Raw genomic sequence first — 21338 nt, forward strand, 5'->3', positions numbered from 1 at the left:
TGGGTAGCTACGTGCGGACGGGATAAGCGCTGAAAGCATCTAAGCGTGAAGCCCCCCTCAAGATGAGATTTCCCAATTAGTAAGACCCCTTGAAGACGACGAGGTAGATAGGTTGGAGGTGGAAGTGCAGCAATGCATGGAGCTGACCAATACTAATCGGTCGAGGGCTTATCCTAATATTCTAAAGTTTAGGCTTTAGGAGCAAATGCAAGTTTCGAACTGCAAATTCATTCGTATCTAGTTTTCAAGGATTAAACCTTGAATAACAGCATAATGCTGAATACCGTTTGGTGGCGATAGCGAAGGGGTTCCACACGTACCCATCCCGAACACGACCGTTAAGCCCTCCAGCGCCGATGGTACTTGGACCGCAGGGTCCTGGGAGAGTAGGACGTCGCCAAGCACAAGAATCACTGTTGATTTCGATCAACGGTGTTTTTTTTCTGCCTTTTTAAATAATTCGACGGGTTTTTAAAGAAATAGTGGATCAGATTAGAAATAAGCCTTGATGTAGTGACAGATGAGCAACAGGAAATACACCAGTTAATATGACTTGTACACGGTTTGGGGATAACTTGAGTAGAATTTTTCCATTTCTACATCTAATTAAGTTCTATAAATACATATTGATGAAGAGACAGCTGAATAAACTAGTGAAATACCGTTAAATATAGCAATAAAGAATAGTATCAATTACTTAATAGTAAAATTCTAATTTCATGTACTATGGAAGCCATGTAATAAATAATTGGTGGATAACATCGCATGAGGAGACGACCAGAGAAGGGTCTTGAGCTTGATATGTGTATGAGTTGTTAATAAAGTTTAAATATATTACCGTATTTGTAACCCATTTGGAATAATTGAGAAGTCTTGAGCGGAAAAAGCGGTTGTTGTCAACAAAGTACTCACAGCTGTGTACGAAAAGCCTAATCGTTGAAAGAAAAAAGAATAACCCACAGAAGAATATTATTCTATCCACAAGCCCACACTAAAAATAATCTCACCCCTTGGCAAAATACAAGAATATGATATAATATTAACAAAGTCAAAGAAAGTCAAAGTCAACAGGGATGTTATATGCATATGCTGTTAGCGAGGCTTCTTATTGGCTTAACGTTTTAATAGTGGAGGATGAGTGATGCGTAATATTTCTGATATTATTGAACAATATCTGAAGAATATTTTGCATGAAAGTCCCGAAGGAACCGTGGAAATTCAACGCAATGATTTGGCTGAGAGATTTGACTGTGTTCCTTCACAGATCAATTATGTCATAAGTACTCGCTTTACGTTGGAGAAGGGTTATCTTGTGGAGAGCAAGCGAGGTGGGGGAGGTTACATTCGGATACAACGAATTGATCTTCCAGAACACTCGGATCTTCATATCCATCTCCGACAGACCATTGGCGAAGGTATTGACCAGACGACGGCGGAAGGGCTGATCTATCAACTGGAGGGGTCTTGTTTCCTTAACAAACGCGAAGCGAATTTAATGCGTGCAGCGATATCCAGGGAATGCCTCATGATCAAACTTCCTTACCGGGATGAGATTCGTGCCAGAATGATGTTAGCGATGTTGATCTCTTTATTAGGTAAATGACCTACGAAGAAAGCGAGGTACATCGACGTGCATTGTCAAGAATGCGGAACAAGACAGGCAACTCTTCATTTCACAAAGATTGTGAACGGAGAGAAAACAGAATTTCATATTTGTGAATCATGTGCAAGGGAAAAGGGAGAGATTGTTCCTGGAACCTCAGGAGGATTCTCAATACATAGCTTGTTGTCAGGGCTTATTGATTTTGACACAGCTAGTAAAGTTCAATCCGGAGCATCGAAAGCTGCTCAACCCCTGCGCTGTGAAGAATGTGGAATGACATATACACAATTCAGTAAAGCTGGACGTTTTGGATGTAGTTCATGCTATGAATATTTCGATGAACGTTTAAATCCATTATTTAAAAAAGTACATGGAAGTACAACTCATGTTGGTAAGATCCCAAAGAGAGGCGGAAGCCAAATACAGGTTAAACGCCAACTAGATGATCTCAAAGCAGAGCTGCAGAAACGAATCCTTGAAGAAGAATTTGAAGCAGCAGCAACACTACGTGATCAGATAAGGGAGCTCGAAAAGGGATTATCTGAATAGTAAAGTTCTATCAAGAAGGAGGAATGCGTGATGCCAAATCTCCGGTTTACCGAAAAAGCACTCAGCGACTGGATGCTCGGTAACGCAAATGATTCCGATATTGCCATCAGTAGTCGTGTAAGAGTAGCACGAAATTTGCAGTGTCTTCCATTTCCATTGGTTGCGACAAATGAGCAGTCTATAGAAGTGCTTGAGCGTCTTACCGACATGGAGAAGTATGATGATTTACAATCATTCGGTACTTTTTATATGCTTAACTTAAATGATATTTCACCATTAGACAAAAAAGTTCTAGTTGAGAAGCATCTGATTAGTCCTAGTTTAGCTGACGAATCACATTATGGTGCTGTTATTCTTAGTGAAGATGAATCTATAAGTATTATGGTTAACGAAGAAGACCATCTTCGCATTCAATGTCTATATCCTGGATTCCAAGTTCGTGATGCTTGGGAGAAAGCAACAGCAATCGATGATATTTTTGAGGCTCATATCGATTATGCATTCGATGATACGAGGGGTTACCTAACGAGTTGTCCAACTAATGTGGGGACGGGGCTCAGAGCTTCAGTTATGATGCATTTACCTGCACTGGTAATGACACAACAAATCAATCGAATTTTGTCTGCAGTATCCCAAGTAGGATTGACGGTAAGAGGAATTTATGGTGAAGGTAGCGAAGCAGTGGGTAATATATTTCAAATTTCCAATCAAATCACGCTAGGGCAGACGGAGAACGAAATCATCGATAATCTGCACAGTGTCGTATTACAAATTATTGAGCATGAGAAGAATGCCCGTGAACGATTGCTTAATGAATCTAAGCTCCGTATGACTGATCGGGTAAAGCGTTCCTATGGTATTTTGTCATATGCAGAAATTATTGATTCGAAAGAAGCCGCGCAGCGTTTATCAGATGTTCGTCTGGGTGTGGATCTTGGCATTATTGAAGGTCCTTCAACGCCAGTGATGAATGAGTTGAATGTGATGACGCAGCCGGGGTTTCTTCAAAAGACATTCGGGGAAATTATGGGGAACGAAGATCGTGACGTCTACCGTGCCAAATTGATTCGGGAGAAGTTACGAACGCATAAGGATAATTCATAAATCAAAATATAAAAGGGTTTCAAAATTCATGGAGGTGTAGGAGAATATGATGTTCGGGAGATTTACGGAACGTGCGCAGAAGGTGCTTGCTTTGGCTCAAGAAGAAGCAGTTCGTCTAGGACACAATAATATAGGTACAGAGCATATATTGCTAGGTCTTATTCGTGAAGGAGATGGCATTGCTGCTAAGGCTCTAATTGGTCTGGGTCTAGGACTCGAGAAGATTCAAGATGAAGTTGAGACACTGATTGGTCGAGGACAAGAACAACCAACAAATATTGCCTATACACCTCGTGCTAAGAAAGTTATTGAACTTTCAATGGATGAAGCTCGTAAGCTTGGACATACCTACGTGGGGACAGAACATATTTTGTTAGGTCTTATTCGCGAAGGCGAAGGTGTAGCTGCACGTGTGCTGAATAATTTGGGGATTAGCTTGAATAAAGCACGTCAACAAGTACTACAACTGTTGGGTAGCAGTGAAGCTGTATCTAGCCACAATGGTGCACAAGCAAATGTGAATACACCAACATTGGATAGCTTAGCACGTGATTTAACTGCTTACGCTAAAGAAGGCAATCTTGACCCTGTGATTGGTCGTAGTAAGGAAATTGAGCGAGTTATTCAGGTTCTTAGTCGTCGTACGAAGAACAACCCGGTACTGATTGGGGAACCTGGGGTTGGTAAGACAGCGATTGCTGAAGGACTCGCACAGAAGATCATTAATAATGAAATTCCAGAGACCCTTCGTGATAAGCGTGTTATGACGCTGGATATGGGATCGGTTGTTGCGGGAACGAAATATCGTGGTGAATTTGAAGATCGACTGAAGAAGATTATGGATGAAGTTCGTCAAGCAGGTAACATCATTCTATTCATTGATGAGTTGCATACATTGATTGGCGCTGGCGGAGCTGAAGGTGCAATTGATGCATCTAATATTCTGAAGCCATCCCTTGCTCGTGGTGAGTTGCAGTGCATAGGGGCAACAACACTTGATGAGTATCGTAAGTATATTGAGAAAGATGCTGCATTAGAGCGTAGATTCCAGCCAATTACTGTTGATCAGCCGTCGCCAGAAGAAGCTGTTCAGATTCTATTTGGTTTACGTGATCGTTATGAAGCACATCACCGTGTGAAGATTACAGATGAAGCAATTGTAGAAGCTGTTAAATTGTCAGATCGCTATATTCCAGATCGTTTCTTACCAGATAAAGCGATTGATTTGATCGATGAGGCAGGTTCGAAGGTAAGGTTGCATTCATACACGATTCCACCTAATTTGAAAGAATTAGAAAGCCGTCTTGAAGATATCCGTAAGGAAAAGGATGCTTCTGTACAGAGCCAAGAGTTCGAAAAGGCTGCTGCGCTACGTGATACAGAACAAAAAGTTCGTGAAGAACTGGATATTACGAAGAATCAGTGGAAAGAGAAACAAGGTAGTACGGATTCTGAAGTTACCCCAGATGATATTGCTCAAATCGTTGCGAGCTGGACTGGAATTCCAGTAAGTAAGCTTAAGGAAGAAGAGACTCAGCGTCTTCTGAACATGGAGTCGATTCTGCATGAACGTCTAATTGGTCAAGAAGAAGCAGTGAAATCTGTAAGTAGAGCGGTTCGTCGTGCTCGTGCAGGTCTTAAAGATCCTAAACGACCTATAGGTTCATTTGTTTTCCTTGGACCAACGGGTGTGGGTAAGACAGAATTAGCTCGTGCTTTGGCGGATGCCTTATTCGGGGATGAGAATGCAATCGTACGGATTGATATGTCTGAATATATGGAGAAACACTCCACATCTCGTCTTGTTGGAGCACCTCCAGGTTATGTAGGGTATGAAGAAGGTGGTCAACTTACGGAGAAAGTTCGTCGCAAACCATACTCTGTTGTACTATTAGATGAGATTGAGAAGGCACACCCGGAAGTGTTTAATATCTTGTTACAAGTACTTGAAGATGGTCGATTGACCGATTCTAAGGGACGTGTCGTAGACTTCCGTAATACACTAATCATTATGACTTCTAACGTAGGTGCTGAAGCCCTCAAACGTAACTCAACGTTAGGCTTCACAGCAGTTCAAGACGGGGGAGCAGAGTATTCCAACATGAAGGAAAAAGTAATGGGTGAACTTAAAAAGACATTCCGCCCAGAATTCTTGAACCGGATTGATGAAATCATTGTATTCCATTCGTTAGAAGAGAAACATATAGCGCAGATCGTAACGCTGATGTCGGAGGAACTTCGTAAACGACTACGCGAATATGATGTGGAATTCATCTTAACAGATGAAGCTAAAGCATTCTTAGCTAAAGAGGGTTATGACCCAGCCTTTGGTGCTCGTCCACTTCGTAGAGCGATCCAAAAACATATTGAGGATCGTTTATCTGAAGAATTGTTAGCTGGTAAAATAAGTAAAGGTGATTCCTTAATCATCGATAAGGGAGAAGAAGGATTGTCTGTAGAGAAGCAAGATCCTTCTGTTACTTCAGAATAATAAATACGATTGGATAGGATTTAATCTTGAAGTAGTGCTCTTCAGTAAATGAAGGGCACTATTTTTTTGTGGGTAATGGCTTCTCTTTTGAGTTATTATAAGAAGAGATGTAAACTTTTTATGTAAACTATTCGATATATAGATATAGATGGCTTACTTGACTACTAAATATGGCTGCTTTATAAGTATGAAATATGATTTGATTAACTGAGGAAGTGAATTTTAAATATGAAAAAGAAAACAATATATAAGTGTACCAGTTGTGGTCATGAGCATATAAAATGGCAAGGTTCGTGTAATGATTGTCGAGAATGGAATACGCTTGAAGAAGAAGAGATTGGCGATGTGAGTGGTGGACAAAAGAGTATTAGTAAGAAGAAAAATGTTAAAGTAAACCGTCTGACAGATACCATATCTCAAAACAGTGATAGGATTGTCACGAAATACAATGAATTTAACCGTGTAATGGGCGGAGGAATTGTAAAAGATTCGATTACGATAATTACTGCTATTCCAGGGGCAGGGAAATCAACCCTCTTGTTACAAATATCCGATGATATGGCGAAGCAAGGATTAAAAGTGCTATATGCTTCTGGTGAGGAAAGCGATTCACAGATCAAAACAAGAGCCGAGCGCGTGCTACAAGATATGCATAAGGATGTATGGGTATATTCTGATAATAGCTTGAACAACGTATTAGGTTGTATTGACCAAATAGACCCCGATGTTATTATCATCGATAGTATCCAAACTTTTGTATTAGATGAGTACCCTCAAAGACCGGGCTCTCCTACGCAAACGATGGAATGCGCGAATACCCTTTTGAAAATTGCCAAAGATGCGCAAAGACCAAGAGCGATCATTATGGTTGGACAGATGACCAAAGATAACGAACTGGCCGGCTTGAGAGCATTAGAACATTTGGTCGATACTGTTCTTATTCTCGAGGGAGAAGAAGGCGAAGAGTTGAAAATGCTATTTTCTTCTAAGAATCGTTATGGAAGCTCAGGAGAAATTGGGTTTTTCTCAATGGGAGAGCAAGGAATGACAGCCGTCGATAATCCATCCGAATTCTTTATGACGCAAAGAGATGATAATGATGTGATTAGCGGTAGTGCATTAACTGTTGTTAAAGAAGGAACCCGGCCCATTATTCTTGAGATAGAGAGCTTGGTATCATCAACCTTTATGCCATATCCGAGTCGAATTGCAGAATGTTTAAAGAAAGACCATGTAAATACACTCATAAGCATTATGGAACAAAGAGCTAGTATTCCGTTACACGATAAGAATGTCGTAGTGAAAACAACGGGGGGTATTCGTTTGAAAGAACAATCCTCCAACTTAGCAGCGATTATGAGTATTGTATCGTCATACAAGAATAAAGGAATTCCTAATGATACAGTTTTTATTGCCGATATTGGATTAACGGGTGAGTTGAAGAAAGTGCCTACCTTAGAATTACGTATTAAGGAACTTGAACGAATGGGGTTCAAACGTGTGTATGTTGCGTTTAATGGATTGAAGAGTACAACGACGTTTTCTAAAATCAAGGTTATTCCATGTAAGACGTTAAGCCAAGTGATCCAATCTGTATTTGGAACTTCTACTTCCAAAGGTGGTAGTAACCGTGCTCCTTGGGATGAGGAAGAATGAAGATATCTGTATAACAGTTTCTGTTAAAGGTAAGAATTATCCGTTATACTTAGTTGTAAGTATTTAGCATTTGGACGTTGTCATAAGTTCGATAGGGTTTAGGGTATCTATGTTAATGTAAAACAGCATGAATTTTGATTAGGAAATATATAATATAAATGTTCCATCAGAATCAAGATGCCTATATCAACGAGTGCTGGTGGCGTGAATCTTGACGAACCTGCGGTAGATTTGGCAATAGCTGTGAGATGATGCTCGAGAAGAGTTTGAAGGGATGGCGACATCCTAAATAAATGGAGCTGATGGGTGTAACTACTTGTGAGACACAAGCACTTGCTGTTGCGTTAGATTAGGGGGCATTTAATGATGAAAGAGAGTAATCAAGTAGATATAATGAATGATTTACTGAGGTTAGTTGCACCTGGAACAGCTTTTAGAGATGGCCTGGAAAATGTATTGCGTGCGAAGACGGGAGCGCTAATCGTTGTTGGCTATAGTCCTGAAGTCATGGAAGTTGTAGATGGAGGTTTTTCAATCAATTGTGATTTCTCACCCAATTATTTATACGAATTGGCCAAGATGGATGGAGCCATAATATTGAGTGAGGATCTCAAACGGATTTTGTATGCAAATACGCAGTTAATCCCCGACTCCTCCATTGCATCATCCGAAACGGGCATCCGGCATAGAACAGCAGAACGTGTAGCTAAGCAGACAGGCAAGTTGGTTGTTTCCATCTCGCAGCGACGTAATATTATTACCTTGTATCAGGGTGCTTTACGTTATTCACTTAAAGAGATTGGTGTTATTCTTACCAAAGCCAATCAAGCCATACAGACGTTAGAGCGATACAGGGCTGTCTTGAACCAATCACTCACCAATTTATCGGCATCCGAGTTCGAAGAACTCGTAACGATTCCAGAAGTGGTTAATGTCATTCAACGTGTGGAGATGGTGCTTCGCATCAAGACAGAGATTAAACGTTACATTACAGAATTAGGTAATGAGGGTCGTCTGATCAGCTTGCAGATGGAAGAACTAGTAAGTAACATGGAAGTGGAAGCGTGGTTGTTATTTAGAGACTATGCTCGTGATGACAACGAAGATAAGATTCGTGAGATTATTGCAGGACTCAAACGTGCGTCGGATGATGAATTGCTGGATCTTCACTATATCACTCGATTATTAGGGTATCCGACATCGTTTGTGACATCAGAGGAGTCTGTAGTCCCACGCGGATATAGAGTCTTGAATAAAATACCTCGATTGCCAAATGTAATCATTCATAATCTTCTGGAGCGGTTCGAACAATTGCCACAAATTATGACTGCAACCATTGAACAGTTGGACGAAGTGGATGGAATTGGTGAGGTTAGAGCTCGAAATATCAAAGAGGGCCTTATCCGATTACAAGAGCAAGTATTCATTGACAGGCAAGTATAAATGCCATACAATCAATGGATGATATGGGGTATATTGAACAAATTGAGGTGAATAAATGATAACGAAGTCAATTCCGAATATGTTTACTTTAGGTAATCTAGCTCTCGGAATGATTGCGATGATGATGGCGCTGAATGAAAAATACAGTATGGCTGCAATCATGATTATTATTGCGATGCTACTCGATGGCCTAGATGGTCGCGTGGCAAGAGCACTTCATGTGCAAAGCGAGTTCGGGAAAGAATTAGATTCCCTTTCGGATGTTATTTCTTTTGGTGCAGCACCTGCACTTATTATGTATATGGTTACAATGCAAGGTATACCGGATCCAATTGCTTGGAGTGCTACAGCCATATTCCCTATGTGTGGTGCACTTCGTCTAGCGCGATTTAATGTTCGAAAAGGGATGCCAGGTCATTTTGTTGGATTGCCTATTCCTGCTGCTGGTGGAGTATTAGCAACATTATCTCTTTTTCATAATGAGATTTCTGATACTTATATGATTATTGCCATGCTTTTGCTATCTTATTTAATGGTTAGTACGGTAAGATATCCCAATTTCAAAAAAGTAGGATTACCGAAGAAAGTTGTTATAGGCGCACCCGTTGTTATTGTTGTCGCTGTAGCGATTGCAGTAGTGTTTCCAGATCAAATATCGAAGCTGATATTTATACCACTTGTTATTTATGCGGTATATGGTGTGAAGCAGAGTATTGAGCGATCTTTGAGACGTCGTAAACATAAGAAGAAAGAAGAAGATCCACTTCATTCTGATCATTGAGATCCTTCATTCCTCTAGATGTACAAATAAAAAGCATTTATTTCATGCCTTATGGCAGTGAAATAAATGCTTTTTTTTATGTTTTATTATTGAAGACTATTTCCTCTAAGACATATTGAATAGACCCAGAGTAGAGCATTTCTTCGATTCATCTCGAACGACTTCATCCATATTAATTTCAAGCAAGTTACAAAGAGCTGACAAGTAGAACATGTTACGCCCTAATTCGGTACTGATAATCTCTTTGCAGTTCTCGCATAAGTGTCCATGTACGTGACTTCCTACTACTTCTTTTGTGGATGCTAGATCTAATCCAGGCTCAAATGCTTGCTTCGTGGCATGAAGTTCGATACAACCACAATCCGTAATGGATTTGGCAACAGCTCTGTTCAATGATGCGCTACTCTGCCCATTCTTAGACATGACATCGAGTAGACTGCGGTGACGGAGCAGCAGGTCGGATATTTGATCTTGGAATTCCTGTAAACTGACTGTACTCATTTTTCCAATCACCTCGTAAATTATGAATTGAATTCATTATATGCCAGTGGAATGTTTTTTTTCAACCTAAAAAGATCCAGTAAATTAGAAACAAAGAGATAGTTTATCACTCATGAATAAAAATTGGGCAATTTAGGGTTACGCACCAACAAATTGGATCATACTGGATAAAGATATCTATAAACGCTATATATTTTGAAGGAGATGTGGAATCTGATGTTAAAAAAAGCTATTTTAGTATTCATTGGACTATGTGGTGCATGGTTTGGATATACGGTTTATCAAATGTTAGGAAAATCATTCCCTGAGTGGATAAGCCTATTTGGTGAAAATGATGCTGTTAGGGGAGGATTGGTCTTTGCGGCACTAGGGGCTATTTTATTTATGTTGATCGGCTCTATGATTTACCCAACCGTGTTTGACAAGTTGCAAGGTATTGTTGGGGCATTTTCAAAAATGCCAATGAATGAGTTGACTGCTGGAGCGGCTGGGTTGACAGGTGGCCTTCTGTTGGCTCTGCTGCTGTATCCTAGCCTTGTGTGGCTCGGGAAAGTAGGACAAATGATAGAAGTGGGTATAACCCTGATATGCGGCTACATGGGCCTTAGAGTTGGCATGGAGAAGAAAGAGGAACTGGCAACGTTATGGACCTCAGGAAGATGGGGGCGGGCGGAGTTATCCGACGAAAGAATGTTGGAAGAGCATAAAATACTTGATACGAGCGTTATTATTGATGGACGGATTGCTGATATATGCAAGACCGGTTTTATAGAGGGGACGATTGTTATTCCTGAGTTTGTACTCGAAGAGCTTCAACATATCGCAGATTCGTCAGATTTACTCAAACGAAATCGGGGGCGTAGAGGTCTAGATATTTTGAATAAAATTCAGAAAGAATTAGCTATAAAAGTACTCATCTACGAAGGTGATTTCGAAGAAATTTCAGAAGTGGATAGTAAGCTTGTTAAGTTGGCTAAAGTATTAAAGGGAAAAGTAGTCACCAACGACTACAACTTGAACAAAGTATGTGAGCTACAAGGCGTGTCTGTTCTGAATATTAACGATCTAGCCAATGCAGTCAAACCTGTTGTTCTTCCTGGGGAAGAAATTATGGTGCAGGTGATCAAAGACGGTAAAGAGCATGGACAAGGTGTCGCCTATCTAGATGATGGAACGATGATTGTTGTAGAGGGTGGACGTGAATATATTGGCTCCCTTATGGAAGTGTTGGTAACGAGTGTACTACAGACCTCTGCGGGCCGAATGATCTTTGCGAAACCGAAACTGTTGGAAAAAGCCCAGTAAAAACGGTATGATGGAGATAACTATTTCCTTAATACTTGGGAATGAAGACAGGGGTATAATTATGGACAACAGTTTGGGGATCGTTATTGTATCAGCAGGTAAAGGTTCCCGGATGGGTACCCTTGAAAGTAAACAGTACTTGTTGCTACAGGACAAGCCCATTTTGATTCATACATTAGAAGTATTCAACAGTATGCCTCAAGTGAAAGAGATTGTTCTGGTAACGGGTCAGGATGATGTGGGGCGTGTCCAAGAATGGGTACACGAGTATAAAATGGACAAGGTGATCCAAGTGATCCCTGGTGGAAGTGAGAGACAGTATTCCGTATATAAAGGCTTATTAGAGATTGGGACGGAATGGGTCATGATACATGATGGTGTACGCCCCTTTGTGGACCAAGCCGACATTGAGGACTGTTATCAGATGGCACTTCGCACAGGAGCCGCTGTATTAGCAGTACCTGTGAAGGATACAATTAAACAAGTTGATGGATCAGGTATCATTGTCGATACACCAGATCGTCAAAGTCTGTGGGCTATTCAGACCCCACAGACTTTTCGTGTTTCTGATCTTCTTAGGTCTCATGAAGAGGCACAGAGAAGCGGGTTTGTGGGAACAGATGACTCTATGCTCGTAGAACGAATGGGTATTCCGGTAGCTGTCGTAAAGGGGAGTTATACCAACATCAAGATTACGACACCTGATGATTTAGAATATGCTGCATTTATAAAGAAACGTAAGGGAGAGGGATAGTCATGATAAGAGTAGGACAAGGTTTTGATGTACATCAACTAGTTGAAGGCAGGCCGTGTATTATAGGTGGGGTTACGATTCCCTATGAGTTGGGGTTAGTTGGACACTCAGATGCAGATGTGCTTCTACATGCTGTCACAGATGCAATTCTTGGTGCACTTGGACTTGGTGATATTGGTAAGCATTTCCCGGATACCGATCCTGACTATAAAGACGCTGACAGTCTCAAATTACTAGTACAGGTATGGAATCTTGCCAAAGAGAGAGGATATCGACTTGGTAACATAGATTCAACAATTATTGCTCAGAAACCTAAAATGGCTCCTTACATTCCTGAAATGATGGAGGTTATTGCAAAGGCGCTTGACGCAGATGTCTCTCAAGTCAACGTGAAGGCAACAACGACGGAGCAGTTAGGGTTCACAGGTCGCGGTGAGGGGATTGCCGCCCAATCTATTGTATGCCTAACCCAAGATATGCTATCATCTTGAAATATAAGTGAAGGATTGATATATACGAAGCGGAGGAATTAGATATGACCAGTGGAGTGCGCGTGCGATATGCACCTAGTCCAACAGGACATTTACATATTGGAAATGCAAGAACAGCTCTTTTTAACTATTTATATGCTCGTCATTTGGGGGGCAAGTTTATTATTCGCATTGAAGATACAGATGTGAAACGTAACGTTGAAGGCGGAGAAGAAAGCCAACTGAAATATTTGAAGTGGCTAGGGATTGAATGGGACGAAAGTATAGATGTAGGTGGGGCATACGGGCCGTATCGTCAGACTGAGCGACTGGACATTTATCGTACCTATTGGCAGGAACTGCTGGATAAAGGCCTTGCTTATCGTTGTTACTGCACAGAAGAGGAATTAGAACAGGAGCGAGAAGATCAGACTGCTCGTGGGGAAACACCGCGTTATTCAGGTAAACATCGTGACTTATCAGAAGAACAACAACGTGCGTTTGAGGCGGAAGGTCGCATTGCGAGTATACGTTTTCGCGTACCGGAAGACAAAACATATACTTTCAATGATATCGTTAAGGGCACGATTTCCTTCACTACACAGGATACAGGGGATTTCGTTATTGTGAAGAAAGATGGTATTCCAACGTATAACTTTGCTGTAGTGCTTGATGATCACCTTATGGAGATTTCCCATGTACTACGTGGCGAAGATCATGTCTCCAATACGCCGCGTCAATTGATGATCTACGAAGCTCTTGGATGGGATGCTCCGCAATTCGGTCATATGACGTTGATTGTGAATGAGAATCATAAGAAGCTTAGTAAGCGGGATGAGTCTATTGTTCAGTTTATTGAACAGTATGATCAACTGGGCTATTTACCAGAAGCATTATTTAACTTTATTTCCTTGCTTGGATGGTCACCTGAGGGTGAGGAAGAAATGTTCGTAAAAGAAGAGCTGATCGCTATATTTAACGCAGAACGCTTGTCTAAGAGTCCTGCAGTATTCGATCAGAATAAATTGGCTTATATGAACAATCATTATATTAAACATGCGGATCCAGATCGAATTGCGAAGCTTGCTATTCCACATCTGCAACGTACCGGTTGTTTGCCTGAAGCGTTGAATGCTGACCAGGAAGCATGGGCGAAGTCTCTGGTTGCTCTTTATCAGGAACAATTGAATTCCGCTTCTAACATTGTGGAATTGTCTGAGATGTTCTTCCGCTCCAATATTGAACTAGATGAAGAAGCGAAAGCTATCCTTGCGGAAGAGCAAGTACCAACGGTTCTTGCTGCATTCCTGACTAAGGTAGAAGCTACGGATGAATTTACTCCAGCTAACATGGCTGTTCTTATTAAGGAAGTACAGAAAGAGACCGGATTTAAGGGTAAACAATTGTTCATGCCAATTCGTGTTGCGTTAACGGGTCAGACGCATGGCCGAGATCTGAACCAAACCATCTATCTTCTTGGGCTAGATCGCGTTCAGAATCGGTTGAAGTCACAAATCTAGGATCGATGCATAACTTATGAAAAGATAATTGTGGATGCTGACGTCTTGTCAGTTCCTTGTCTTTTCGTTATAATACATCCAATAACTTTATCATCAGGGTCTGATTGTATATCGTGAGTATTACGTATAGTAGTTAATAGCTAAGATCAGGAAAAGTAGTTTACTTTGGCATATTCCAGAGAGGATAACCTTGGGGATTTCATTTGTTTTCCCCTATGGCTGTGAGTTATCTATGTGTCAGTAATCGAAAATGCACCTGTGAGCTGCGCGACCGAGCGAAGGAGCGAACAAAAGTTACGCTATCGTTAGGTTGTGCCGGATTGTCCTCCGTTATAAGGCATTAAGAGGAGATGCGTCGTCATGTTAATGGGTACAATATTAACAAGCATCTCAAGCAGAGTGGAACCACGGTTAAACGTCTCTGCAGCGTATGCTGCAGGGGCGTTTTTTGAGTTCTAAGACGGATACACGATGATACCTATGATTCTCACAGAGCGAGGAGTCCTACAGTGCTAGTTGAATCTAATAGGTCATGACAGAGATAAGGTGTTATGGGAGCACAAGGAGAGCTGAAAAGCGTCGAAGAGGAGAATAATATGTTTAAGAACATGAAATCAGATATCCAAGCGGTATTTGAAAACGACCCTGCAGCTAGACGATTATTTGAAGTTATCTTCACCTATTCGGGACTCCACGCGATTTGGGCACAAAGAGTTGCCCATGCTTTGTACAAACGTCGCTGGTTTACATTGGCACGTACGATCTCACAGTGTAGCCGGTTTATGACGGGGATTGAAATTCATCCGGGGGCAACCATCGGAAAAAGATTGTTTATCGATCATGGAATGGGTGTCGTTATTGGCGAGACTTGTGAAATAGGAGACGACGTGGTGATCTATCAAGGGGTAACTCTTGGGGGGACGGGTAAGGAAAAAGGGAAACGTCATCCTACGATTGGGAATAATGTTGTCATTGCATCAGGGGCCAAAGTATTGGGTTCTTTTACAGTAGGCGACCAATGTAATATTGGAGCTAACTCCGTTGTTCTGAAGGAGGTTCCACCTAATAGTACCGTGGTGGGTATCCCAGGTAGGGTTGTTAAGAAGGATGGTAGACGTATTGATCGTCTTAGTCATCAATTACCGGATCCTGTCGTCGACGCTATGCGTTTACTCCAAATGGAGATTGAGGAACTTCGCATGGAACTGGACCTCGTAAAGCGCGAAAGGCATCAACTACATGAACAGGAACTATCTACTCATAGTGAGTAATGAGGAAGAATAAGAACGGGAGGATAATGTTTATATGGCACTTAAAATTTATAATACGCTGACCCGGAATAAAGATCTCTTTGTACCACAGGAACCTGGAAAGGTAAAAATGTATGTATGCGGACCAACCGTTTACGACTTTATCCATATCGGAAATGCACGTCCTATGATTGTGTTTGATGTGGTTCGAACATACCTAGAACAACTGGGTAATGAAGTGAACTATGTTGTAAACTTCACGGATATTGATGATAAGCTAATTCGTAAAGCGGAACAAACAGGTAGTACAGTTCCTGAGGTAGCCGATACTTTTATTGGTGCTTACTACGAAGATCTTGAGGGTCTTGGTCTCACGCGTGCGACTTTGAATCCACGTGTAACGGAAAATATGGATTCTATTCTTGAATTTATTCAGGAGCTTGAGCAGAAAAGCTTCGCTTATGAGAATGGCGGAGACGTATTCTACCGTACTCACAAATTCAAAGATTATGGTAAGTTGTCTCACCAGAATATCGAAGAACTACAGTTCGGCATTCGAATTGGGGTGGATGAACGTAAAGAACATCCAGAGGATTTCGTACTTTGGAAGGCAGCCAAGCCAGGAGAAATAGCTTGGTCTAGTCCATGGGGTGATGGAAGACCTGGTTGGCATATTGAATGTTCAGCTATGGCTCGTAGATACCTTGGGGATAGCATCGATATTCATGGGGGAGGACAGGATTTACAATTCCCTCATCATGAATGTGAAGTTGCACAGACAGAAGCACTAACAGGTAAGAAGTTCGCTAATTATTGGATGCACAATGGATACATTAATATTAATAATGAAAAAATGTCCAAATCCCTAGGCAATGGAATATTGGTTAAAGATTTGCGTAAACAGTATAAATGGGAGTCCATCCGCTACTTTATGTTATCTAGCCAATATCGTAACCCACTTAATTTCAACGATGAGACTATTGATCAAGCGGAGAAGAGTACAGAACGAATCCGAAATGCTGTAGACAATGTCAAACATCGCTTGACGGCAGTAGTGGAAGATAAGGCGGCTACCGTTAATGAGGCTTTACAGGACAGACTGACGGATATAATAGCTACTTATCATGCCAAAATGCAGGATGATTTCAATACACCTGATGCGATTACAGCTATGTTTGAATGGGTATATGAAGCTAATGCCTTATTGCAGGAGCCGGTAGTGAAAGCTGTTGATTTGCATGCTTTGCTTCAAGCTTTTAATGAGATGAATCAAGTGCTAAGACTTTATGCTGTCCATGAAGGCGAACTTATCGATGAAGAGATTGAAAAGTTGATCGTCGAAAGAGTTAATGCTCGCAAGGACAAAAATTGGGGTCGTGCTGATGAAATTCGAGATCTACTTGATTCCCGAGGTATTGTTCTAGAAGATACTGCGCAAGGAATGCGCTGGCGGCGTAAATGACAGGCGGGCGTGATCAAGAGCTAGTTGGGGGGAATAAGGATCTGTGGTTTCCTTTCCCTCCTTCTAAGCAGCCTAAGTTGATTCCACCGATTGTATTAGCCTATATTGGAGACGCACTTTATGAAGTAGCTGTACGTCAATATCTGATTTCCAAGCCTAATCTACGACCACATCATCTTCATCGCTCGGCCACCAAAATGGTATCAGCCAAAGCGCAAAGCAAAATCGTTACACATTTAGATGCGATCTTAACAGAAGATGAACGAGATATAGTAAGACAGGGACGTAATGCTAAATCCGGAAGCGTACCTAAGAATGCAGATGTGCTGGAATATCGTCATGCGACAGCGTTTGAAGCTTTGATAGGTTATCTGTACTATACGAAGCAGAATGAAAGAATGGATGAACTCATTGAAATGAGTATTCAATATATAGATCAACAGAGTTAATTTGAACTCAAGTGAAGGAGGAAGTAGCATGGAAAATAATGATATGATCGCGGGTAAACATTCCGTAACCGAAGCTCTTCGTTCAGGAAGAAGCATTAATAAAATATGGATCTCTGAGAATGCACAAAAGCATTTAACACTTCCGATTATCGCGGAAGCTAAGAAACGTGGAGTCGTTATTCAACAAGTAGACAAGCGTAAGCTGGACTCACTGGTTCCAGATGTACAGCATCAAGGGGTAGTTGCTCAAGTTGCACCATACGAGTATGCGGAAGTTGACGATATTATAGCTATCGCTGAACAAAAAGGTGAGAAGCCATTTTTGATTTTGCTTGATGAAATTGAAGATCCGCATAACTTGGGATCCATCTTGCGTACAGCCGATTGTACAGGGGCTCACGGTGTAATAATCCCTAAACGTAGATCAGCACAAGTAACAGCAACAGTATCCAAGACATCTGCGGGAGCTGTTGAATATGTTCCTGTTGCTCAAGTGACTAATTTAGGGCAAACGATAGATAAGTTGAAGGAAATGGGCGTCTGGGTTGTAGGTACAGATGTTGAAGCTGTCCAGGAAATCTATGAGACAGATGTGTTCGAAGGACCTGTGGCCGTGGTTATTGGAAACGAAGGTACGGGTATGGGGCGTCTGATTAAAGAAAAATGCGATGTATTGGTAAAGTTGCCAATGGCGGGTAGAATAAATTCGCTTAATGCCTCCGTGGCGGCTGGGGTAGTTATGTATGAAGTGCTGCGCAGACGTCATATCCAAGGGTAACCTTGTATGGTAGATTTGCGAGATGTGCTTCTAGTTGATGCATACAATATGATCGGTGGATGGCCTGAGCTTGCACAAGTAGCGCCAATCAATATGCAAGAAGCAAGGGATCGCCTTCTTGAACGAATGGCAGATTATCAGGCATTCTCAGGTACACACGTTATTGTAGTCTTTGATGCCTATCGTGTTCCAGGATTGGGAAAGTCCTTCTCGCAGAGTAAAGTCGAAGTGTATTTTACGAAAGAAAAAGAAACGGCAGATGAGACCATTGAACGCTTGGTTGGTGAAATGAGTCGTAAGAGACGCCAGATTTATGTGGCAACGAGTGATCTTATTGAGCAACATGTTATATTTGCTAAGGGAGCACTTCGACTGTCTGCACGTGAATTACTTATTGAGGTAGAGAATAGCGAACATGAAATTAAAAAACGAATTGAACAAGACAACAGTAGATCAAATCGAAATACACTAGATGGCAAATTGAGCCCAGATCAGCGTAAACTATTCGAACGTTGGCGTCGTGAGTAATGAAATGAATTTATATTTCCAATTCTACCCACTGGACAATGTTGTATAAATGACATTAATATGGTTGACGTTCATAGGTTACATAATATATACTGATCCTATATTTCACAGAGTAACGGTGTACCTTGCGTTGCAGCCGGGGGGATTCTGGTGAGTGTCGACCTGAAGGATTCAATGTTGTCAGAATATATGTGCCTCAGTGATGAGGACATTGTCGAAGCTTTCCGCTTAGGCGAAAGTGAAGCTCTGGAGTTCTTGATCAACAAGTATAGGAATTTTGTGCGCGCTAAAGCCAGGTCTTATTTTTTGATCGGTGCTGATCGTGAGGATATCGTCCAAGAAGGAATGATTGGTTTATACAAGTCGATAAGGGATTTCAAAGGGGATAAGCAGTCTTCGTTTAAAGCCTTCGCTGAATTATGTATTACAAGACAGATCATTACGGCGATTAAGACAGCAACGAGACAGAAGCACATTCCACTGAATTCATATATATCGTTGGACAAGCCCATTTATGATGAAGATTCCGACCGGACGTTGCTCGATGTCATTTGTGGATCGCAAATATGTGATCCGGAACAACTAATTATTAACAAAGAAGAGTTTGTTGGTCTTGAAGACAAAATGTCGGAAATTCTAAGTGATTTGGAACGTAAAGTTCTTATGTTGTACTTGGACGGTCGATCGTATCAGGAAATTTCGGTTGATCTTAAGAGGCATGTGAAATCGATTGATAACGCTCTCCAGCGTGTGAAACGTAAGTTGGAGAGATACTTAGAAGTAAGAGATAACTGAACAGACGCTTTATATAAAGGGAAGGCTCGATCTTGAGTCTTTTTTTTTCTCACAAGAAATACAATGTTTAGTCCCTGTAAGAATGACCATACTAGTGAATGATTGCAGGCAGTTAGTCATAGAGAAAATAGGGTTGAGACGGCCTATAATAAGGAACTGTGTATACTTCTATTACCTTCATTCTTTCGTTGACATGGTATGACCCATGTGATAAAGTGTTTTAGGTAGGCCTAAATTCGCGTGGTTTTAATGAATGAGAAAGCAGAAGTCATCATGTATTCTTTCTTATTCATCTCGCAGAAACGGCTTTTTCCTTTCAGCAATGAAGGGTTGGACGTTTCTAATTGGGATCAATATAGAGTCTTCTTAAAGGAGACATCTACGGGAGGTGTACATCATGCGGGTAATTATTACTTTGGCTTGTACAAATTGCAAGCAAAGAAACTACGCTACCACGAAGAACAAGCGGAACAACCCCGACCGCATGGAGATGAAGAAGTTTTGCAAGTATTGCAACGTGCAAACTCCTCATCGCGAAACCAGATAAGAATAGTCTTATTGGAGGTGTAGTCGGTCGTGAAACGCAGCTTCAAGTCTCTTTTTTCCTTTTTCTCAGAAAGCTGGGCGGAACTTAAAAAGGTTCGCTGGCCCAATCGTAAAGAACTGACGAACTATACGCTTATTGTTATTGGAACGGTTACGTTTGTCACAATTTATTTTTGGGTACTAGACATCGGTATTTCCGCTGTGATCGAAGCGATTATTTAAGAAGGGTCCCAGGTGGCTTGATATGGAGAAAAGATGGTATGTCGTTCATACCTATTCAGGGTATGAGAATAAGGTCAAGGCCAATTTGGAAAAACGCGTTGAGTCCATGGGTATGGAAGATAAGATATTCCGCGTTCTTGTTCCGATGGAAGAAGAAATTGTAAACAAAGACGGTAAGAAAAAAACCGTTATGCGTAAAGTTTACCCCGGATATGTCATTGTCGAAATGATCCAGACTGATGATTCTTGGTATGTTGTTCGCAATACACCAGGAGTTACAGGTTTTGTAGGTTCAACAGGGTCAGGTTCTAAACCTACAGCTCTGCTTCCAGAAGAAATGGAATCAATCCTTAAACACATGGGAATGACTGAACCGAAAGCCCTAGTCGAGTTCGAACTTAAGGAATCCGTTAAGATTAAAGTCGGTCCTTTTGCGAATTTCGTCGGCTCCGTGGAAGAAATCTTGGTAGACAAGAGCAAAGTTAAGGTACACGTCAACATGTTCGGACGGGAAACCCCAGTTGAGTTGGATTTCACTCAAGTGGAGAAGATTGAATAATCTTATCGTTTCTTGTGGGAGGACAGAGATGTCCGCTTAACCACTATTGATTCAAGGAGGTGTTTTACATGGCTAAAAAGGTAATCAAAATGGTAAAACTGCAGATTCCTGCAGGTAAAGCGAATCCGGCACCGCCGGTAGGTCCAGCATTGGGTCAAGCAGGTGTCAACATTATGGCATTCTGTAAAGAGTTCAATGCACGCACAGCAGATCAAGCTGGATTGATTATTCCGGTTGAAATCTCAGTGTTTGAAGATCGCTCCTTTACGTTTATCACCAAAACTCCACCTGCTGCAGTTCTACTTCGTGTAGCTGCTAAGATAGAGAAGGGTTCTGGCGAACCTAACAAGAAAAAAGTTGCAACGGTTAAACGTGCAGTAGTACGCGAAATCGCTGAACAAAAAATGCCTGACCTTAATGCTGCATCCGTTGAGGCTGCTATGCGTATGGTTGAAGGTACTGCCCGCAGTATGGGAATTACGATCGAAGATTAATTTTAGGTTTTTCTGCTTCACGCAGGTCTGAATAAGACCAGCATATGTGGGAGGAATTTCCGTTAAAACCACAAAGGA

Annotated in this window: 22 protein-coding genes, 2 rRNA genes and 1 other annotated feature; of the genes, 23 read left to right on the forward strand and 1 reads right to left on the reverse strand. The window is 41.4% G+C overall.

The window, feature by feature from the left end:
• From BW961_RS25505 to pssA, 9 genes are all read left to right on the forward strand, one after another.
• Positions 1–176: ribosomal RNA gene (locus BW961_RS25505) — 23S ribosomal RNA — on the forward strand; the annotation flags it as partial.
• A 110-nt stretch (positions 177–286) separates the two neighbouring features.
• A 5S ribosomal RNA gene (gene rrf, locus BW961_RS25510) occupies positions 287–403 on the forward strand.
• Between the two features lie 738 nt (positions 404–1141).
• A complete protein-coding gene (locus tag BW961_RS25515; protein WP_068591096.1) occupies positions 1142–1603 on the forward strand; it encodes a CtsR family transcriptional regulator in 462 nt (153 codons plus the stop codon).
• A gap of 27 nt (positions 1604–1630) precedes the next feature.
• The gene (gene mcsA / locus BW961_RS25520; protein ID WP_068591098.1) at positions 1631–2152 is read left to right on the forward strand and encodes a protein-arginine kinase activator protein McsA; all 522 of its coding nucleotides are present in this window, start codon (positions 1631–1633) and stop codon (positions 2150–2152) included.
• 30 nt (positions 2153–2182) lie between these two features.
• Complete coding sequence (mcsB, locus tag BW961_RS25525) at positions 2183–3256, forward strand: protein-arginine kinase McsB (protein WP_068591100.1); 1074 nt, start codon at positions 2183–2185, stop codon at positions 3254–3256.
• 46 nt (positions 3257–3302) lie between these two features.
• Positions 3303–5747: an ATP-dependent protease ATP-binding subunit ClpC gene (gene clpC, locus BW961_RS25530; protein ID WP_068591101.1), complete on the forward strand. Its 2445-nt coding sequence runs from the start codon at positions 3303–3305 to the stop codon at positions 5745–5747.
• Between the two features lie 228 nt (positions 5748–5975).
• On the forward strand, positions 5976–7403 hold the full coding sequence (gene radA / locus BW961_RS25535) for a DNA repair protein RadA (RefSeq protein WP_068591103.1): 1428 nt from the start codon (positions 5976–5978) through the stop codon (positions 7401–7403).
• A gap of 366 nt (positions 7404–7769) precedes the next feature.
• A complete protein-coding gene (gene disA, locus BW961_RS25540; protein ID WP_068591216.1) occupies positions 7770–8846 on the forward strand; it encodes a DNA integrity scanning diadenylate cyclase DisA in 1077 nt (358 codons plus the stop codon).
• Positions 8847–8901: 55 nt separating this feature from the next.
• Positions 8902–9627, forward strand: coding sequence for a CDP-diacylglycerol--serine O-phosphatidyltransferase (gene pssA / locus BW961_RS25545; RefSeq protein WP_068591105.1), 726 nt, complete (start codon positions 8902–8904; stop codon positions 9625–9627).
• A gap of 105 nt (positions 9628–9732) precedes the next feature.
• On the opposite strand, the gene BW961_RS25550 is transcribed toward pssA, so the two are convergent.
• Complete coding sequence (locus tag BW961_RS25550) at positions 9733–10128, reverse strand: nucleoside triphosphate pyrophosphohydrolase family protein (protein WP_068591107.1); 396 nt, start codon at positions 10126–10128, stop codon at positions 9733–9735.
• A gap of 216 nt (positions 10129–10344) precedes the next feature.
• Between BW961_RS25550 and BW961_RS25555 the strand changes: the two genes are divergently transcribed.
• The 14 genes from BW961_RS25555 to rplK all read left to right on the forward strand — a co-directional run bounded on the left by BW961_RS25555 (position 10345) and on the right by rplK (position 21260).
• Positions 10345–11433: a PIN/TRAM domain-containing protein gene (locus tag BW961_RS25555; protein WP_068591109.1), complete on the forward strand. Its 1089-nt coding sequence runs from the start codon at positions 10345–10347 to the stop codon at positions 11431–11433.
• A 61-nt stretch (positions 11434–11494) separates the two neighbouring features.
• Positions 11495–12187, forward strand: coding sequence for a 2-C-methyl-D-erythritol 4-phosphate cytidylyltransferase (gene ispD / locus BW961_RS25560; protein WP_068591111.1), 693 nt, complete (start codon positions 11495–11497; stop codon positions 12185–12187).
• Between the two features lie 2 nt (positions 12188–12189).
• Positions 12190–12678 (forward strand): 2-C-methyl-D-erythritol 2,4-cyclodiphosphate synthase, encoded by a 489-nt coding sequence (gene ispF, locus BW961_RS25565; RefSeq protein WP_068591114.1) that lies wholly within the window; start codon positions 12190–12192, stop codon positions 12676–12678.
• 44 nt (positions 12679–12722) lie between these two features.
• Positions 12723–14177: a glutamate--tRNA ligase gene (gene gltX, locus BW961_RS25570; protein ID WP_068591116.1), complete on the forward strand. Its 1455-nt coding sequence runs from the start codon at positions 12723–12725 to the stop codon at positions 14175–14177.
• 133 nt (positions 14178–14310) lie between these two features.
• Positions 14311–14603 (forward strand) — a binding site (T-box leader).
• A 125-nt stretch (positions 14604–14728) separates the two neighbouring features.
• Positions 14729–15448, forward strand: a complete 720-nt coding sequence (cysE, locus tag BW961_RS25575) for a serine O-acetyltransferase (protein WP_076577035.1) — start codon at positions 14729–14731, stop codon at positions 15446–15448.
• A 34-nt stretch (positions 15449–15482) separates the two neighbouring features.
• Positions 15483–16889 (forward strand): cysteine--tRNA ligase, encoded by a 1407-nt coding sequence (gene cysS / locus BW961_RS25580; protein WP_068591119.1) that lies wholly within the window; start codon positions 15483–15485, stop codon positions 16887–16889.
• Complete coding sequence (locus BW961_RS25585; protein WP_068591121.1) at positions 16886–17338, forward strand: Mini-ribonuclease 3; 453 nt, start codon at positions 16886–16888, stop codon at positions 17336–17338. The genes cysS and BW961_RS25585 overlap by 4 nt, the downstream gene beginning before the upstream one ends.
• 28 nt (positions 17339–17366) lie before the next feature.
• The gene (gene rlmB, locus BW961_RS25590) at positions 17367–18116 is read left to right on the forward strand and encodes a 23S rRNA (guanosine(2251)-2'-O)-methyltransferase RlmB (protein ID WP_068591123.1); all 750 of its coding nucleotides are present in this window, start codon (positions 17367–17369) and stop codon (positions 18114–18116) included.
• A gap of 6 nt (positions 18117–18122) precedes the next feature.
• A complete protein-coding gene (locus BW961_RS25595) occupies positions 18123–18644 on the forward strand; it encodes an NYN domain-containing protein (protein ID WP_068591125.1) in 522 nt (173 codons plus the stop codon).
• Positions 18645–18794: 150 nt separating this feature from the next.
• A complete protein-coding gene (sigH, locus tag BW961_RS25600; RefSeq protein ID WP_068537361.1) occupies positions 18795–19439 on the forward strand; it encodes an RNA polymerase sporulation sigma factor SigH in 645 nt (214 codons plus the stop codon).
• Between the two features lie 397 nt (positions 19440–19836).
• On the forward strand, positions 19837–19986 hold the full coding sequence (gene rpmG / locus BW961_RS25605) for a 50S ribosomal protein L33 (RefSeq protein ID WP_076577037.1): 150 nt from the start codon (positions 19837–19839) through the stop codon (positions 19984–19986).
• A 29-nt stretch (positions 19987–20015) separates the two neighbouring features.
• A complete protein-coding gene (gene secE / locus BW961_RS25610) occupies positions 20016–20207 on the forward strand; it encodes a preprotein translocase subunit SecE (protein WP_068591128.1) in 192 nt (63 codons plus the stop codon).
• 22 nt (positions 20208–20229) lie between these two features.
• The gene (gene nusG, locus BW961_RS25615) at positions 20230–20766 is read left to right on the forward strand and encodes a transcription termination/antitermination protein NusG (RefSeq protein WP_068591130.1); all 537 of its coding nucleotides are present in this window, start codon (positions 20230–20232) and stop codon (positions 20764–20766) included.
• Positions 20767–20834: 68 nt separating this feature from the next.
• A complete protein-coding gene (rplK, locus tag BW961_RS25620; RefSeq protein WP_068591132.1) occupies positions 20835–21260 on the forward strand; it encodes a 50S ribosomal protein L11 in 426 nt (141 codons plus the stop codon).
• Positions 21261–21338: the final 78 nt, after the last annotated feature.

This window comes from Paenibacillus macquariensis (assembly GCF_900156375.1).
Lineage (GTDB): Bacteria > Bacillota > Bacilli > Paenibacillales > Paenibacillaceae > Paenibacillus_AQ > Paenibacillus_AQ macquariensis.

What these genes read in the sequence shown, in the direction of transcription:
- disA (WP_068591216.1), top strand. Translation starts at nt 7,770, where the DNA reads ATGAAAGAGAGTAATCAAGTAGATATAATGAATGATTTACTGAGGTTA.
- BW961_RS25550 (WP_068591107.1), bottom strand. Translation starts at nt 10,128, where the DNA reads ATGAGTACAGTCAGTTTACAGGAATTCCAAGATCAAATATCCGACCTG.
- ispD (WP_068591111.1), top strand. Translation starts at nt 11,495, where the DNA reads ATGGACAACAGTTTGGGGATCGTTATTGTATCAGCAGGTAAAGGTTCC.
- cysS (WP_068591119.1), top strand. Translation starts at nt 15,483, where the DNA reads ATGGCACTTAAAATTTATAATACGCTGACCCGGAATAAAGATCTCTTT.
- BW961_RS25585 (WP_068591121.1), top strand. Translation starts at nt 16,886, where the DNA reads ATGACAGGCGGGCGTGATCAAGAGCTAGTTGGGGGGAATAAGGATCTG.
- gltX (WP_068591116.1), top strand. Translation starts at nt 12,723, where the DNA reads ATGACCAGTGGAGTGCGCGTGCGATATGCACCTAGTCCAACAGGACAT.
- rlmB (WP_068591123.1), top strand. Translation starts at nt 17,367, where the DNA reads ATGGAAAATAATGATATGATCGCGGGTAAACATTCCGTAACCGAAGCT.
- mcsB (WP_068591100.1), top strand. Translation starts at nt 2,183, where the DNA reads ATGCCAAATCTCCGGTTTACCGAAAAAGCACTCAGCGACTGGATGCTC.
- BW961_RS25515 (WP_068591096.1), top strand. Translation starts at nt 1,142, where the DNA reads ATGCGTAATATTTCTGATATTATTGAACAATATCTGAAGAATATTTTG.
- radA (WP_068591103.1), top strand. Translation starts at nt 5,976, where the DNA reads ATGAAAAAGAAAACAATATATAAGTGTACCAGTTGTGGTCATGAGCAT.
- cysE (WP_076577035.1), top strand. Translation starts at nt 14,729, where the DNA reads ATGGGAGCACAAGGAGAGCTGAAAAGCGTCGAAGAGGAGAATAATATG.
- clpC (WP_068591101.1), top strand. Translation starts at nt 3,303, where the DNA reads ATGATGTTCGGGAGATTTACGGAACGTGCGCAGAAGGTGCTTGCTTTG.
- nusG (WP_068591130.1), top strand. Translation starts at nt 20,230, where the DNA reads ATGGAGAAAAGATGGTATGTCGTTCATACCTATTCAGGGTATGAGAAT.
- ispF (WP_068591114.1), top strand. Translation starts at nt 12,190, where the DNA reads ATGATAAGAGTAGGACAAGGTTTTGATGTACATCAACTAGTTGAAGGC.
- pssA (WP_068591105.1), top strand. Translation starts at nt 8,902, where the DNA reads ATGATAACGAAGTCAATTCCGAATATGTTTACTTTAGGTAATCTAGCT.
- BW961_RS25595 (WP_068591125.1), top strand. Translation starts at nt 18,123, where the DNA reads ATGGTAGATTTGCGAGATGTGCTTCTAGTTGATGCATACAATATGATC.
- BW961_RS25555 (WP_068591109.1), top strand. Translation starts at nt 10,345, where the DNA reads ATGTTAAAAAAAGCTATTTTAGTATTCATTGGACTATGTGGTGCATGG.
- rplK (WP_068591132.1), top strand. Translation starts at nt 20,835, where the DNA reads ATGGCTAAAAAGGTAATCAAAATGGTAAAACTGCAGATTCCTGCAGGT.
- rpmG (WP_076577037.1), top strand. Translation starts at nt 19,837, where the DNA reads ATGCGGGTAATTATTACTTTGGCTTGTACAAATTGCAAGCAAAGAAAC.